This window comes from Sporolactobacillus inulinus (genome assembly GCF_006539285.1).
In the GTDB taxonomy this organism is placed as follows: Bacteria; Bacillota; Bacilli; order Bacillales; family Sporolactobacillaceae; genus Sporolactobacillus; species Sporolactobacillus inulinus.
The window spans coordinates 25,370-41,373 of record NZ_BJMS01000010.1; the positions used below are offsets into that span (position 1 = coordinate 25,370).

General features: G+C 43.4%; 16 protein-coding genes. 7 read left to right on the plus strand and 9 right to left on the minus strand.

The window, feature by feature from the left end; genetic code table 11:
* The first annotated feature begins 30 nt into the window (after positions 1 to 30).
* The gene (locus SIN01_RS02195) at positions 31 to 927 is read left to right on the plus strand and encodes a YitT family protein (protein ID WP_010023148.1); all 897 of its coding nucleotides are present in this window, start codon (positions 31 to 33) and stop codon (positions 925 to 927) included.
* Between the two features lie 166 nt (positions 928 to 1,093).
* Here SIN01_RS02195 and SIN01_RS02200 read toward each other — a convergent pair whose 3' ends face one another.
* Together SIN01_RS02200 and SIN01_RS02205 are read right to left on the minus strand one after the other, a co-directional pair.
* Positions 1,094 to 2,641: an amidase family protein gene (locus SIN01_RS02200; RefSeq protein WP_010023150.1), complete on the minus strand. Its 1,548-nt coding sequence runs from the start codon at positions 2,639 to 2,641 to the stop codon at positions 1,094 to 1,096.
* A 194-nt stretch (positions 2,642 to 2,835) separates the two neighbouring features.
* On the minus strand, positions 2,836 to 3,180 hold the full coding sequence (locus SIN01_RS02205) for a hypothetical protein (RefSeq protein WP_141305925.1): 345 nt from the start codon (positions 3,178 to 3,180) through the stop codon (positions 2,836 to 2,838).
* 155 nt (positions 3,181 to 3,335) lie between these two features.
* Here SIN01_RS02205 and SIN01_RS02210 point away from each other — a divergent pair, with 155 nt between their 5' ends.
* Positions 3,336 to 3,665, plus strand: coding sequence for a GNAT family N-acetyltransferase (locus SIN01_RS02210; RefSeq protein WP_010023152.1), 330 nt, complete (start codon positions 3,336 to 3,338; stop codon positions 3,663 to 3,665).
* A gap of 36 nt (positions 3,666 to 3,701) precedes the next feature.
* Here the strand turns inward: SIN01_RS02210 and SIN01_RS02215 are convergent, their stop codons facing one another.
* From SIN01_RS02215 to SIN01_RS02225, 3 genes are all read right to left on the minus strand, one after another.
* Positions 3,702 to 4,220, minus strand: coding sequence for a MerR family transcriptional regulator (locus tag SIN01_RS02215; protein ID WP_010023153.1), 519 nt, complete (start codon positions 4,218 to 4,220; stop codon positions 3,702 to 3,704).
* A gap of 116 nt (positions 4,221 to 4,336) precedes the next feature.
* Complete coding sequence (locus tag SIN01_RS02220) at positions 4,337 to 5,320, minus strand: YeiH family protein (RefSeq protein WP_010023155.1); 984 nt, start codon at positions 5,318 to 5,320, stop codon at positions 4,337 to 4,339.
* 270 nt (positions 5,321 to 5,590) lie between these two features.
* Positions 5,591 to 5,884: a hypothetical protein gene (locus tag SIN01_RS02225; protein WP_010023157.1), complete on the minus strand. Its 294-nt coding sequence runs from the start codon at positions 5,882 to 5,884 to the stop codon at positions 5,591 to 5,593.
* A 199-nt stretch (positions 5,885 to 6,083) separates the two neighbouring features.
* On the opposite strand from SIN01_RS02225, the gene SIN01_RS02230 reads away from it, so the two are divergent.
* Both SIN01_RS02230 and SIN01_RS02235 read left to right on the plus strand, forming a co-directional pair.
* Complete coding sequence (locus tag SIN01_RS02230) at positions 6,084 to 6,974, plus strand: SDR family oxidoreductase (RefSeq protein WP_010023158.1); 891 nt, start codon at positions 6,084 to 6,086, stop codon at positions 6,972 to 6,974.
* Positions 6,975 to 7,174: 200 nt separating this feature from the next.
* Entirely contained in the window at positions 7,175 to 7,450 is a 276-nt protein-coding gene (locus tag SIN01_RS02235) for a YrvL family regulatory protein (RefSeq protein ID WP_010023160.1), read from the plus strand.
* Between the two features lie 327 nt (positions 7,451 to 7,777).
* Here the strand turns inward: SIN01_RS02235 and SIN01_RS02240 are convergent, their stop codons facing one another.
* The 4 genes from SIN01_RS02240 to SIN01_RS02255 all read right to left on the minus strand — a co-directional run bounded on the left by SIN01_RS02240 (position 7,778) and on the right by SIN01_RS02255 (position 13,255).
* Positions 7,778 to 8,617 (minus strand): fructosamine kinase family protein, encoded by an 840-nt coding sequence (locus SIN01_RS02240; protein ID WP_010023162.1) that lies wholly within the window; start codon positions 8,615 to 8,617, stop codon positions 7,778 to 7,780.
* Positions 8,618 to 9,063: 446 nt separating this feature from the next.
* Positions 9,064 to 10,947: a molecular chaperone HtpG gene (gene htpG / locus SIN01_RS02245; RefSeq protein WP_010023165.1), complete on the minus strand. Its 1,884-nt coding sequence runs from the start codon at positions 10,945 to 10,947 to the stop codon at positions 9,064 to 9,066.
* A 641-nt stretch (positions 10,948 to 11,588) separates the two neighbouring features.
* Positions 11,589 to 12,755, minus strand: a complete 1,167-nt coding sequence (locus SIN01_RS02250; RefSeq protein ID WP_010023167.1) for an aminotransferase — start codon at positions 12,753 to 12,755, stop codon at positions 11,589 to 11,591.
* Entirely contained in the window at positions 12,755 to 13,255 is a 501-nt protein-coding gene (locus SIN01_RS02255; protein WP_010023168.1) for an Lrp/AsnC family transcriptional regulator, read from the minus strand. The genes SIN01_RS02250 and SIN01_RS02255 overlap by 1 nt, the downstream gene beginning before the upstream one ends.
* A gap of 199 nt (positions 13,256 to 13,454) precedes the next feature.
* Here SIN01_RS02255 and gpmA point away from each other — a divergent pair, with 199 nt between their 5' ends.
* The 3 genes from gpmA (at position 13,455) to SIN01_RS02270 (ending at position 16,003) form a co-directional block, all read left to right on the plus strand.
* Positions 13,455 to 14,156, plus strand: coding sequence for a 2,3-diphosphoglycerate-dependent phosphoglycerate mutase (gene gpmA / locus SIN01_RS02260; RefSeq protein WP_010023169.1), 702 nt, complete (start codon positions 13,455 to 13,457; stop codon positions 14,154 to 14,156).
* A gap of 110 nt (positions 14,157 to 14,266) precedes the next feature.
* Positions 14,267 to 15,556, plus strand: a complete 1,290-nt coding sequence (locus tag SIN01_RS02265) for an MATE family efflux transporter (RefSeq protein ID WP_141305926.1) — start codon at positions 14,267 to 14,269, stop codon at positions 15,554 to 15,556.
* Positions 15,557 to 15,709: 153 nt separating this feature from the next.
* Positions 15,710 to 16,003, plus strand: a complete 294-nt coding sequence (locus SIN01_RS02270) for a hypothetical protein (RefSeq protein ID WP_010023172.1) — start codon at positions 15,710 to 15,712, stop codon at positions 16,001 to 16,003.
* Position 16,004: the final 1 nt, after the last annotated feature.

Below are 16,004 nucleotides of genomic sequence, written 5' to 3' on the forward strand. Positions count from 1 at the left end.
GCGACTTTGATACGAAAGGGCTGTAGGTACATGAAACTCAATTTACAAGCAAAAAATATTCTCTTTATTCTGCTTGGGGCAGCCGTGTTTTCATTTGGGTTAGTGAATTTCAATATGAAAAATACATTGGCCGAGGGCGGGGTTACCGGCATTAACCTGATTTTATATAATTTAGTATCGTTTGATCCCGCAATAAGCAATATTGTGATTAATATTCCTTTATTTTTCGCAGGCTGGCGATTCTTTCGGAGAAATGAATTTATTTATACATTGATTGGAACGTTCTCCCTCTCAGTGTTCCTTTTTATCTTTCAGCATTGGATTACCTTTGATTTTTCATTAAAGCATGATCTGCTCCTTGCTGCACTCTTTGCCGGTGCTTTCATCGGCAGTGGACTGGGCATCATTTTTCGCTATGGAGGAACCACCGGCGGAACGGATATCATTGCGCGCATTACCCATAAAAAATATGGGTGGGCGATGAGCAAAACGATGCTCGTTCTTGACGCGATCATCATTGTTCTTTCACTATGCTACTTGGACTATCGGCAAATGATGTACACATTGGTCGCTGTGTTTGTCGGTGCGCGTATGATTGATGTGATTCAAAAAGGCGCTTATGCCGCAAAAGCAGTTATGATTTTCTCAAAACAGAGCGATCAGATTGCAGATCAAATTATTCAATTGTTCGATCGAAGTGTTACGCTCATTGACGGAAAGGGCGGCTACACGGGGAGGAAGATGAATATACTTTATTGCGTTGTCAGCCCCAATGAAGTGTTCCGTCTAAAAAGCTTGATCCATGAAATTGATCCCAATGCCTTTGTTACGGTCAATGACGTTCACGAAGTCTTCGGAGAAGGATTTTCGATCAATGATGCCGATAACGGATTAAATCAGCGGCAGCCTAAAAAAAACAATGAATGAAAAGCATGATCAAAGGGTTCAGATATATACGCAGTTTAACGAAAAACAGATCGAGCATGATCGCTCGATCTGTTTTTGTTCTCTCAAAATAAGAAGTATACAATTTTTGGCAAATCCTAAACGCATGAAGCCCATGTGCACATAGGCGCATCAAAACTATTTTTCGTTAAAGAAGCGGTTTTACACGTATTTCTGCTGTCTGTTCAAAAGAATAGGCCAATTCGATTAAGCGCGGTTCACTGTACGCCATGCCGACAAAGGTGATTCCAACCGGTTCTCCGGCAGAGGTGTAACCGGCGGGAACGGTAATCGAGGGGTAACCGGCTTTTGCCGCAATATCCGATCCCTGATAATCAGCGAAGATCAGCGCATCCAGTTTGCGCGTTTTTATCACTGCATCAATACCTTCTTTTCTTGATAGCCGCAAGTCTTCCGCACGATCAACAAGATACTGACGCTCGCTCAGGTCGCCGCTTCGCTGATCTGCCTTTTCTAATAGGCTTTGCCCATAGGCTAATGCCCGATCCGCGTGCGCCTTATTGAACGCAATCAGTTCAGAGAGCGTATGTACCGGAACGTCATCAGACAGTTGGTGTAAGTAGCGATTCATATCATATTTAAATTCCTGGAGCATGACTGAGGATTCGCGGTTTTCTAATGAATCGGCTGACGGGATAACCGCCGGATCAACAATAACTGCGCCTTTATCACGCATGTGGTCAAGTGCACGGTCGATCAATGTTGCTTTTTCATTACTAACTGATTCCAAGAAGCGTCGATCAATCCCCAGACGGGCATTCTTTAACGCGCCGCGCTTTAAAAAGACGGTATAATCTTTGGCAACATCGCCCTGGCTCCAAATCGTCTCTTCGTCATCTTCATCCATTCCCGTCATCGCGTTGAACAAAAGCACGGCATCTTGCACGGTTCGCGCAATCGGTCCTGCAGTATCCTGACTGTGTGATATCGGCACAATTCCGCTCCGACTTACCACACCAATCGTTGGCTTTATGCCGACTAGTGAATGATAGGCGGCCGGGCATATGATCGAACCGGAAGTTTCTGTTCCAACGCCAATCGCGGCTAAATTGGCAGCAACCGCGGCGGCAGTTCCGCTGCTTGAGCCGCCAACATCAAAGGACGCGCCGTATGGATTGCGGACTTGTCCACCAAGCGAACTGTAACCATTAGGCATTCCCTCTGAAACAAAATTAGCAAGTTCTGTAAGATTTGCTTTTCCGAGAATGATTGCCCCCGCTTTTTTCAGCTGAGTGACCACAAAAGCGTCTTTTGCAGCATGATTGTTCTCTAAAGCGATTGCGCCCGCGGTCGTGTGCATCGCGCCGGCAGTATTAATATTATCTTTAACGATCACAGGAATCCCGAACAGAGGGCCAATATTTTTCGTAACTGACCGTTTCACATCGCATGCTTCCGCATCATGCAGTACATCCGGATTCACTTCTAAAAAAGCATTCAATGTTGGCCCGTCTTTATCAAAACGTTCAATACGGTCCAAGTAGATCTGCACCAGCTCTTTTGAAGTCACTTGTCCAATCTTTAACGCTTTTTGCATTCTGCTGATCGTCATTTCTTCAATTTCAAACGGTTTTCGTTTTGCGGCTTCTTGACGAAGATACACTCCCGCAGTTACTGCGGCTGCGGCTGCACCCGTTAAGGCTGCTGCAAAGGCAAACGTTCTCTTTTTTGACATGAGGTTCACTCCATTGATCGATTTGCTTAATTTATGAAAAGCCTGTCTGCAAATTTAATCTCATCTTACCGTTTCAAACCGAAACTTGCAAGAATGGGCAATACCCGTGATCTTAAGTTCAAAAAAAGAACTTAAGGCATTCCCCTTAAGTTCAATCAACGGAACCCTATCGGTTCAGTTCATAATTGACGGATTCAGTCATCATGTGCCGGTGCATGTGAACACCCTGAGTCATGAACACGCTTTTCGAATGATTTAACCGCAACGATATCATCGAGACAGATATCGATTGTGGAAACAAAGTGACACTCGCAGTCAAACAAAGTCAACACATTTTTAGAAACCCCGGCGAAAAATCCCTTAACTGGTTTTGAATTCTTCAAAAAGACTTTAATAAAGTCGTTCTTTGAAATACCTTCCAGTAACTTTTTGCCGCAATCGCGGTCCCGATCTCGGCGGTCATAGTCACCACCGTAGTTATTATCGTCTCTTCCGCATCCGCACCCTTGGTTTCCATAATCGAAGTTATTCCAGCTCATAGAATTACTCCTTCCTGATTCTTAATTGATCTTACATAAATAGCTTATGTGCCAATGGTTTTAAGGTTAGGGACAAAGGATCCAATATATCTGCGTAATTTTTGAGCTTTTGCCACATCGAAAGGATTCCGAACAAATAAGGTGCAGTTCAGTTGATGAAGCGGATACATTTATGGTTCAATAAAAGAAAAGAGAATCGAGGGCTGACAATGGAATTAAAAAAAGGAACGAACCGTTTTTATATGCTTGATGGTGACAAAGAGATCGGTGAAGTCACCTTTACTGAAGATCCCCCTACCGTACTGAGCATTAATCATACCTTCGTCGATTCGAATTACCGCGGAAAGGGCATTGCGCAGCAATTAATTCAAGCAGTTGTTGCACTCGCTATGAACAACCAAAAAAGAATTAAACCCGTTTGTTCTTATGCACAAGCGCTCTTCAAACGAAATAAAGACTATGCAGCAATTGAATATCACGAATAAAAAAAGACAGGTTGGCCATTGCCAGCCTGTCTTTTTTTATTGACCTAAGATTTTGGCAAACAACCCTTTCTTATGCCTTTTCTTCTCTTCAGTCATCTCTCTTAAGCGCAGCATCAGCTGCTTGTCTCTAAGCTCAATTCTGCGTTCAAGTTCAGTACTAAAGTTTTTCATCACTTGATTTGCTGCCTGCTCAGCCGCAGAGGCCGCGACTTGTTCAATCATTGAGTGAATTTGCGAATCGGGCAAAAAAACGTTTCTACGCGCCTGAGGCAGTACGGTCTCTTCAACGGCAGGAGGATAACTATTTTCTTTCCCCTCGCATAGCGATTGCGCAGCTTCATCAATGGTCACATCATTTTTCACTTTTTGGAGTAACTTTTCAATCATCTCCAGGTTTTCTTGGAAATAGATCCGTTGATTGCTTTTATTACGTGTAAATTGGTAACCATGTTTTTCTAAAGCCATCGTCAAATGTCTGAGTTTATTTTTGGTAATTCCTAATTTTTCAGCAGCAAGTTTTGTGAAAAAACCAATCGATTCCTCGCCCGCACGCATTAAAGTCCCTCCTTAATGAGTCTATAAGTATATGCTACTTATAGAGTTAAACATTGAGGAGCTCTTTTCCTATTCGCTTTGCGATCATTCGTCAAAAACTTATCGACGATTTTTGATTAAAACAGCCAATGTTGGACAAATAGTGAGACAATTGCCAGCACAAACCAGCAAATCAATCCAAGTAAGATGGGTCGGATGCCGTTTTTAATCAGCCTGACAAGGTTCGTGTTCAAGCCAATACAGACCATGGCCATGACAATCATGTATTTCCCGATTGCTGTCAGACCGGTCGTTAAACCTTGTGGCAATGAAAAAGCAGTGGTTACGACAGATGCAGCTGTGAATCCAAGCACAAACCAAGGAAAAATTTTTGAAAAACGATAGGAGCCGGCTTGGTCGCTGCTCTTTCGCGCGAAAATAAATGCGAGTGCCAGCGTTACCGGTATAATCATCAAGGTCCGCGTCAGCTTGACAATGACTGCAAGATTGCCCGCATCATGACTGTATGTATATCCTGCTGCAACAACAGACGATGTATCATTAATCGCCGTTCCTGCCCATAAACCAAATTGGTCATTACTCATGCCAAAGAGGTGACCAAGAAATGGAAATAAAAAAGCAGCAATGACATTAAAAAGAAAAATCGTTGAAATGGAATGCGCGACTTCCTCATCTTTCGCGCGAATAACCGGAGCGGCAGCCGCAATTGCCGATCCGCCACAAATTGCCGTTCCTACAGCAATTAATGTCGTTGTTCGCCCTTCAGTCCGCAGCAGCCTCCCTGCTAAATATGCACTGAGGAAGGCTGCAGTCAAGGTGAAAATCATCAGCAGCAGTGTTTGTCCGCCAACATGGAGGATATTGAACAAGTTTAACCCGAACCCCATTAAAATAATGGCATACTGAAGGACCTTCTTGCTCGTGAAGACAACTCCAGGATGCAAAGCTGCCGGCTTCCTCCAAAAGGAGAGCATCAAACCGAGCAAAATGCCGATAACCGGACTGCCGACAATCGGAAAATAGGATCCGATCAGCCATGCGGGAAGGGCAAGTACGGTCGCCAGTCCAATACCCGGTAATTTTTCAATAAATGATGACATAAATCAAATCGTTTCCCCTTTTTCTAATAAACATAAAGCAAACCGTTGAAAGGGAGGACGAACTGTAAGCTCAGTAACCATTTCTCTTATAAAGTTAAAGTTTGAACGTAACTGACTCAAGCATACATCCCCTTTCAAAACGAGCAACTGTTTATGTTTACATAATTATTTTATTGAACCATTATGATTCAATGAATCCAATGATTGATTATACACCGAGACCGAGACATGTGATCAGTGCTCCTTTGTCGAACCTGTTAAAATTATATCCTAAATAAGCGGTGCCAAGATAATGAGAAGAACAATCACTGCAATGATACAAAACGTTTGTTTTGCAGACAACGCTCTACGCTGCTTTCCATGAAAAAAATACTTAAATTGAATCTTGTTTTGATAAACAAGAAACAAACCGAGAGCTGTTGCGCTTAATATCATCAAGAAACCGATCGCATTGATTTTAAAATGAATCAGCTTACCCATGAAGGTGATGACAAGGGCAGCAAGCACACAAATCAGACTATTAATGATCCAAGATCGAAAAGGCACACTCCATTTTCTGTTCATTCGAATCCCCCATTTTGAACTTAAGGATGTAGCAGTCCACGCGTTAAGCTTGTTTTCATTTTATTGCAGTGCATCTTTATTATGCTGGGTAACTGCCGGCAAAGTCATGTTACATAAAAACGATCCGCACGGTTCATCCTATAACGGATAAACGAAAACGTTCTAACCATTCACGCAGCATTAAAAAGGAGGAGAAAAAATGGTTAATACTATCGTTCATGATCCTACAAAGGAATACACATCAGGCACCTATCCGAAACAAGAACAGCCGGCTCCCGGTCTGCAATCGCGCATGACCCCAATCCCTAATTGCGGTGAAAAGACTTACAAGGGCAGCGGAAAGCTAGTAGGGAGAAAGGCGCTGATTACCGGCGGAGATTCAGGAATTGCACGAGCGGCTGCAATTGCTTACGCGCGCGAAGGTGCTGATGTTGCCATTAATTATTTACCTTATGAACAACCAGACGCTGATGAAGTAAAGATGCTCATCGAAAATGCCGGTCAAAAAGCCGTCCTGATTCCCGGAGATCTTGCAGACGAAGGTTTTTGTCAGCAAATGATTGACCAAACCGTTAAAGCACTGGGCGGCTTGGATACACTTGTTCTATCTGCTGGAATGCAGCAAGCATACGAAAGCATTAGTGATATCCCGTCCGATGTTCTGATCAAACATTTTGCAACCAATGTTTTCTCCATGTATTGGATTGTAAAAGCGGCATTAAAGCACTTGCCAAAAGGAGCTTCCATTATTACCACAAGTTCTGTTGAGGCCTACGATCCAAACCCGGATCTTCTTGCCTATTCGCCAACAAAAAGTGCCATCGTTGCGTTTACAAAAGGACTTGCCAAACAGTTAATTCATCAAGGAATCCGCGTCAATTCAGTTGCTCCCGGTCCCATTTGGACGCCGCTTCAAATATGTGGCGGACAATTACAAAAAAACATTGCAAAGTTCGGACAAAGTGCACCTTATAAAAGGGCCGGTCAACCTGCAGAATTAGCCGCTGTATATGTATTGCTTGCTTCAACAGAATCCAGTTATGTAACCGGACAAGTTTATGGCGTCACCGGCGGTATCCCTATCGCCTAATCAAAAGAAAACGATCCTTTTAAACCCGCGGCTTCAAAAGTGTGCTGCGGGTTTAAATGTGTTTCTCTCCTCACCACTTACATCACAATCAAAATTGAATGGAATTGGCGTTTGATCCTTTTCGATTAGCCATTCTGTGCTATACTTTTTTAGTACGCTGGAATGGCTGTACGAATACATAGATTTATGGAGTGTCTTGCGTGAAACACAACCCCAAAAAACTGCCTTTGCGCTTAAAGGCTTTAATCATTTCGCTCATCACAATCGTCGTTATTGCAACGGTTCTCATGACCATTGGTGCGCTTTATTTTGGGTTTATTGGCCTTTTTAATTTATTAGGGATTCATTACGATGACTTCAATACGCTCTTTATGTTTACGATTTTTTATTGCGCATTCAGTCTCATCGGTGAGGTCGTACTCAAAGGATTTATTTATGTCGTTCACTACTTCAAGGTAAAAAAAATGGCAGATTAAATGGATTTTTCTTTTTCTCACTGCATTTTTCATAAATATAGCAATCATTTCGTCACTTGATGATCAATTGACCGGAATCTTTATCCATCCGGAAACCAAATTTATCGTCTCATTGTTCCTAGCAGCACTCGATCTTGCGATGGAATGGGATAAAATATGATTCTGTACTAACGCAGAATCATCAGTGGAGGCTGAAATGCTCCTGCCAAAAACCTGTAATTGATTGGTGTAAATTCGGCCAGTTATCCGTTCGTTCAACACCATCAATTCGGCTAGCAGAGCGTTTGCTTTCAAATCATTGAGTTTACATAATTTTATTTCTGTAGTTTAACTTCTAAGCGCATGATCAACTGCAGCACCATAGCCTTCGCCAAACATGATCAAGTGACAAAGAAGATAGTACAACTGATACCAGGGAACGCGCGCGCGCCACCCTTCTTCAAGAGGATACGCTTCTTGATAAGCCTGATAAAATTCAGATCCGAATCCTCCAAAAAGCAGCGTCATCGCCAAATCCATTTCCCGGTTCCCATAGAAAACAGATGGATCAATCAGGACCGGATCACCGTTTCGATCATACATGATATTTCCACCCCAAAGATCACCATGAAGCAGACTTGGCGTCACGGTGCGGTTTTTGTAGGTTTGGGCAAATCGTTCGGCGAATCGTTCAAAGGCCTGTTGACGCGTAACATTCCAATATCCGCGCTCTGCTGCATAACCAATGAGTGGTCCCAGCTTTCGTTCAAGATAAAAGGTTGCCCAATCTTTTTCACGCCGATTATCCTGGGGCAGCTTACCGGCGTAACTATTAAATGCAAAGCCGAATAGCGGGTCTGTTTGTCGATGTACTTGCGCAAGGACGCGGCCAAGCTTTGCTTCATTCCGACGTGTCCCCTGTTCAATCCATTCAAGGATTAAGTAATCCTGAGTTCCGATCACTCCTTTATGTATGACTTTTGGCGTACGTGCGACCCTTCCCAGCAGTGCCAGCCCAGTGGCCTCTGAGGTGAAAAAGTTGTCGTCGGTGTGCTTATGAAGTTTTAAAAAGTAGCGTTGATCGCCTGAGTCGATGCTGTATGCATCATTGATGTCGCCGCCAGGTACCGATTGAACGCCATCAATCGATTTAAGGGGCAGCTGCGTTACGATTTGATTTGATAACATGAGTCGTTCCTCCTGTCTGCACAAGGTTTAAATTATCTACGGTATATAAACGATGATTACGTCATGCTAAGCCCAAGTTTATCCATCAAAAAAGCGATTTGCGCATCTGGGTGCTCCGCTTGACGTGCTTTCATTGCGTCGCAGAATGAGTGAATCGGCCTTCCCTGCCGATCAACGGTTGCATCCGCATGGATAAGCGAGCTAAGAACCGACTCTTCTACCACGGATGCCGTCGCTATACTCCTTTAATGGTCGAAAAAATGATTCGATCCGTGAGATAAGATCTATTTCTCTCAATTCTATCATAACAGAATCAATGCTTTGCACTGAAAAGTTACTCGCGGCAGGCGGAACACGAATTAACTAACGTTTTATGAAACACAAAAAGCTGCCGTTTCCTGTTGATCATGAAACGACAGCTTTCTTAAATTAGAGATCGTCTGCTTTTAGCCCATTAACTCACAGATATTTTTGGAGAAGGCAACGGGGTCTTGAATTGGAAGCCCTTCAATTAATCGCGCTTGATTATACAAAAGACTCGTATAAAGGGTAACCTTTTTCTGATCATTTAGATCGAAAGCGGCCTTTAAAGCTTTAAAAACGTCATGGTTTGTATTCACTTCAAGAACTTTATCCGCTTTAATGTTTTCATTGTTCGGCATTTGATTCAGTACTTTTTCCATTTCAATCGATACTTCGCCCTCCGTTGCAAAGCAAACCGGATATGATTTCAAGCGTTTCGAAGCACGAACACCCTTCACTTGATCAGAGAGAACTTCTTTCATCTTATCAAATAGACCTTTATTCGCCTTTTCTTCCGCTTCATCCTGTTTCTTTTCTGTGTCATCCTCAATGCCAAGATCACTGCTGGATACGGATTTGAATGCTTTTTCTTTATAATTCTGAAGCATTTTGATCGCAAATTCATCGATATCTTCAGTGAAGTAGAGGATTTCAAACCCTTTATCTGCTACAAGTTCCGTTTGCGGAAGTTTACCGATTTTTTCGATTGAATCGCCGACTGCATAATAGATATATTTTTGTTCTTCAGGCATCCGTGAAACATATTCATTCAGAGTAACCCTATTCTTTTCTGTTGACGAATAGAACATCAGCAGGTCTTGAAGGTCATCCTTGTGCTGACCGAAGTCCGAGTAAACGCCATATTTCAACTGGCGACCGAATGCTTTAAAAAATGTTTCGTACTTCTCACGATCATCTTTCAGCAGTTTTTGCAGTTCTTTTTTAATTTTATGGTTAATATTCTTAGCAATTAATTTCAACTGCTTGTCCTGCTGTAAGATTTCGCGTGAAATATTTAGTGAAAGATCTTCAGAATCGACAATTCCTTTGACAAAACTGAAATAGTCCGGGAGCAGATCCGCGCATTTTTCCATAATCATGACGCCGTTTGAATACAATTCCAAACCTTTTTCATATTCCTTTGAATAGTAATCGAAAGGAATGTTTTCAGGAATGTAGAGGATTGCATGATAGCGAATCATACCGTCTGCTTGAATATTAATGTAACGCAGCGGTGTATCAAAACCGTAATGCTTCTCTTTATAGAAGTTTTCATAATCTTCAGGTTTAAGCTCCGACTTATTTTTACGCCAGATCGGAACCATGCTGTTAATCGTTTGAACTTCTTTAACTTCTTCGAATTCCTTGTCGTTATCTTTCTTTGGGCGGCTTTCGGTAACTTCCATTTTAATTGGATAGCGAATGAAGTCTGAGTATTTCTTAATAATTTCGCGCAGACGGTATTCTTCCAAATACTCGCTGTAGTTGTCATCCTCAGTATCTTCCTTGAGTTTCAAAATGATGTCGGTACCTACCGAGTCCTTGTCCGCAGTTGTGATGGTGTACCCGTCAATGCCTTGCGATTCCCACTTAAATGCTTGATCGCTATCCAGAGCCTTACTGATTACGGTTACCTTATCAGCTACCATGAACGCCGAATAGAAGCCGACACCGAATTGACCGATAATGTCATGGTCGTCTTTCGATTCATTTTCCGATTTGAAGTTTAAGGAACCGCTTTGCGCAATCGTACCCAAATTTTCTTCCAGATCTTCCTCAGTCATGCCAATCCCGGTATCGGAGATTTTTAACATGCGGTTTTCTTTATCCGTTTTGATTTCAATTGAGTAATGGTCTCTGTCAAAATTAATTGCGTCATCGGTGAGCGCGCGATAGTAGATCTTATCGATCGCATCGCTGGCGTTTGAAATGAGCTCCCTCAAAAAGATTTCTTTCTGAGAATAGATCGAGTGGATCATCATTTCCATCAATTTTTTGGATTCTGCCTTAAATTCTCTAACTGCCATCAGTAATCCCCTTTCTCGTGAACCTCTATGTGAATGAGTTTTCCTACGCAAAGATTAGCACTCTATAGCAAAGAGTGCTAACACTCTTTTTATAGCCTATACGAACCGTTTTGTCAAATGAATGGTGATGCGCCGTTTCCCTAATAAACCTTATCCAAGATACCAACCGCAAAAGAAAATGATTAAGATTGAGGGGGAATGGATGAAAACACTTTATTGTGTTCGCCATGGCGAAACACGATTAAACTCGCTAAATTGCTCACAAGAGTGGGCAGATTTTCCTTTGACAAAAGGGGTTCAGATCTGGTGATTGACCTAGGAATTAGCTTTAGAAAAGCTGGCGTCCATTTCGATAGCGCCTTCTGCAGCAATAAAGGGCGTGCCTGACAAACGACGCAACAAATTTTTATTGCCTCCAATAACGCAGCTGCATCGACAAAGTTCCAAGTGCAGTGTCACGAAACGGACCTTGGCAAATGATTAATTCGGCTTGGTTACATTGGACGCATCGACCAATTTTAAAACAGATTTTAGGGAAGCAATCGTGAAAACCAAAAAGAGGAGATCTCATTAATTCGTGAGACCTCCTCTTTCAAGCGATCACCATTTAACAGAGTCGGACGAACCGATAATCCTACTGATTAAAGATTGTCGACAAAATGATGAATGCGTTTCATCGCTTCTCTCAATTGACCCATTGACGTCGCATAGGAGCAGCGCACATACCCTTCACCACTGTCGCCGAACGCATTGCCGGGAACAACGACGACACGTTCCTCATGAAGCAAACGCGTGGCAAACGATTCGGAATCCATACCGGTTAATTCAATGTTCGGGAATGTATAAAAAGCGCCTTCAGGTTTGTAGCAAGCAAGCCCCATCTCATTCAACGACTCAACAACAAAGTTGCGCCGCAAACGGTAACTTTTACGCATTTCCGCCATATCGGATCGCCCGTTGCGTAAACCTTCTAATGCGGCGTATTGAGCCATGGTTGACGCACACATAATAGCATATTGATGGATCTTCAGCATCCCCTGCGTGATCTCTGCTGGCGCGCAGACGAAACCGAGCCGCCAACCGGTCATCGCCATATCCTTCGAAAAGCCACTCACTAAAATCGTTCGTTCCCGCATCCCATCGATTGCGGCGAAACTCGTATAAAGGTCGTCATAGACGAGTTCCGCGTAAATTTCATCGGAAAGAATCAGCAGGTCATGCTTTTTAGCAACACGGGCAACCTGCTCCATTTCTTGCTTGCTCAGCATCGAACCGGTTGGGTTGTTTGGCGAACAAATCATGATCGCTTTTGTTCGTTCCGTGACGGCGTCTTCCAACTGACGTGCTTGCACCTTAAAATCATTCTCTTTTTCTGCTGCGACAATAACGGGTGTACCTCCGGCTAAAGTGACGAGCGGCGCGTAAGAAACAAAGCACGGTTCAACCACCAATACTTCGTCACCCGGATCGAGAATCGCGCGCAGCGCAATGTCGATCGCTTCGCTTGCGCCAACCGTAACGGTAATCTCATGCTCTGGATCATAGGCAACACAATAGTAATCGTCAACGTATTTCGCGATCGCTTCACGGAGTTCCAGCAAGCCGGCATTAGCTGTGTAGGAAGTATGACCATCCTCCAATGAAAGAATGGCTGCTTCCCGCACATTCCAAGGCGTTACAAAATCCGGTTCCCCGACACCGAGCGAAATAACATCAGTCATCCCAGCTGTCGCATCAAAAAATTTACGGATTCCTGAAGGTTTTAGGTTTCGAACATGATTTGCGAGATATGATGTTTTCAGCACCATTACGGCGACACCACAATTCGTTTATCCCGATCATCCGAGTCATAAATTGTCCCATCGTGCTTAAATTTCTTCAAGACGAAATGAGTCGTTGTTGAAATGACTCCTTCAATTGTGGATAATTTCTGACTGACAAAATGTGCAACGTCATTGACCGATTGCCCCTCCACTTGAACAGACAAATCGTATGTTCCTGACATCAGGTAGACGGACTTAACCTCTTTATGCCGATAGATCCGTTTCGCAACCTCATTAAAACCAACATCTCTTTTCGGTGTCACTTTAACATCAATCATTGCCGTTACACCCTGATGTCCGTCGATCTTTGTCCAGTCAACAAGGGATACATAACGAACGATGACCTTTTGATCTTCAAGTTTTTTCACAATTTGATTGATTTGATCTACACTCAGATCAGTCATTTTTGCAAGCTCATCATTTGTGAGACGTGCATCTTTCTCCAAAATACCCGCGATTTCAATTTCCGTTGCGGTCAGTTTCACCTTAATCATCCCTCTCTTGATGATCCTGCATAAATAAGCTAAAAACATTATATAACGTTCTGGGCGCATGAACCACTTTTTTATCATACAGGTTGTATTAGATCGATACCACCGGGATAATTGGAAAAACATTTTCAATAAAGTATACTAACAAGTAACAAGTTTTTCGGATTTTGATCGCGGTATGGAGGGTATACGCATGAAATTAGTTGTCGTACGTCATGGAGAAAGCGAATTTAACGAATTGAACCTGTTTTCCGGCTGGGAAGACGTTGATTTGACAAGTAAAGGTATTGAAGAAGCCAAACACGCTGGGGCTCTATTGGCAAACCAGAACTTGATTTTCGACGCTGCCTTTACTTCCGTATTAAAGCGTTCAATTAAATCACTGAACTACATATTAGAAGGATTGCATCAAGAATGGATTCCCGTATATAAGTCATGGCGGCTCAATGAACGGAGCTATGGCGCCTTGCAGCGGCGAAACAAGACTGAAACAGCTGAAAAAGAAGGAAAAGAACGCGTCAATCGCTGGAGAAAAAGTTACGATGCGCTTCCGCCGATGCTGAATGTTTCCGATCCCAGACACCCGATCCATGATCGTAGGTACCATTACGTTGACCCGCACGCCCTTCCTGGAGGAGAGAGTTTGAAAACAACATTGGATCGTGTCCTTCCTTTTTGGACGGATCACATTGCACCATTACTGCGTGACGGAAATAATGTGCTTGTGGTCAGTCATCGCAACACATTGCGCGCATTAGTGAAACATCTTGAAAATCTGTCTGATGAAGAGATTGTCCATGTTGACGTTCCTACAGGGGTACCGGTAATCTTCGAATTTGATCAATCACTGAACATCATCTCAAAAAAAGAACTGCTAAACAAAGAAACATCTTAACTAATTTCATGCGGCGACTTATGCTGTGTCGTATTAAGGCTGGTTGATTTAATTTGAATGCATCATTAAAGACAAAATGCCGCACTGTACTTGCTTTGGCGTTACCGGCAATGATTGAAAGTCTCCTGCAAACGGTCGTCGGGTTTGTTGATACACTTTTTGTCGCAAGACTTGGATTGGCTGAGGTGACCGCTGTCGGCGTGGCGAATACATTGCTCGCAGTCTATATCGCGGTTTTCATGGCGATCGGTATCGGTACTTCATCGTTGATTGCGAAGCATATCGGTGCGGGTGATTTGATAACGGCACAAGAGGCAGCACGACGATCAACATGGATTGCGATGATTACGGGCTTTATCTTCGGCGTGCTCACGCTTGTTTTTGCAGAACCCTTGCTAAGACTCATGGGCGCTGACGGTGAGGTCCTTCGTCAAGGCGCGCTCTATTTTCGTATCGTCGGCACGCCGTCGTTCATCATTTCATTAATGCTCAATTTAGGCAACGTCTTGCGTGCTTCTGGAAATACAGTCTCGCCCATGATGATTAGCTTCTGGATGAATCTGATTCACATCGCACTTGATTATCTGCTCATTTTCGGCATCTTTTCGTTCACCGGGTTCGGAGTCGGCGGTGCCGCCGTTGCGACTGTCCTAACTCGTGTGATTGGTTCTGCACTGCTCGTAGTCGCGATGAAAAAATCGCCGGTTCACTTTTCATTATGTCGGCATGCGCCTTCTGAACTCAGAAAACTGACCTGGGAAATTATCCGATTATCCATTCCGGCAACCGGCGAACGTCTGATTATGCGGCTGGGTCAAGTTGTCTATCTTGGTTTAATTGTCCATATGGGTACAGAGATCTATGCTGCCAACGCCATTGCAGAAAATATTGAGACTTTTGCCTATCTGCCCGGACTTGGGTTAAGTGTCGCTGCAACCGTGCTCGTCGGCAAGCAGCTTGGTGCCAAGAACTACGCCCTCGCTTACTCATACGGCATATTATCCGTGCTTATTTCTGTTGTAATCATGAGTGTAACTGGGGTCCTGTTATTCTTTTTTACCCCTGTGATGGCAGTATGGTTTACCGACCAAGTCCATACAGCATCCATGATAACACTAGCGATGCGAATTGATGCTTTTTTCATGCCGCCACTTGCCGTCGGCCTTGTACTCGCCGGAGCGCTTCAAGGAGCAGGTGATACAAAAACACCGCTGTATAGTACAGCAATCGGTATGTGGGGCATTCGCGTTCTGTTTATTTATCTGCTCGGGGTAAAGGGCGGAATGGGCATCGCCGGCATTTGGATTGCCCAAGGGATTGATTTGACGGTAAAAGCATTGTTTCTCTATTATTGTTTCCGTAAATTGTTCAAGCGCATCAAAAGCACTCAAAACGAATAGTGATTATCGATGGTATGGGCATACTTTTTTAGGCCATAAGTGATGGTTCTTTTGGGCAATGAACTGGATAAAAAATAGATCATTCGTCCCTTCTCATAAAAAGATCCTGACCTATAATAAAGTCAATAGAGTCGGGAGAGGTGGGACGGACGGATGCAGGTGCCTCAGGTTCGTACAGTGATCACTACCGGTCAGTCGTTAAAGAATACATATAACCAATTAAAAGCGCTGGAACAAGAAAAAAGAGTTTGGCAATACGAGGAAGATCGAACTCATTTCTCAACCAAGGATGCATGGGATCAAAGGAAATTAAATCAAATTGCTGTGAAAATTGGTGCCCTGAATCGACAGATTAATAAGATCCATGTGCAACAGTCGATCGGTGATCAAGACACACTGACCATAAGCAGCACCGCAATCAACCAGTACCGTTTCCATAACGAATAAG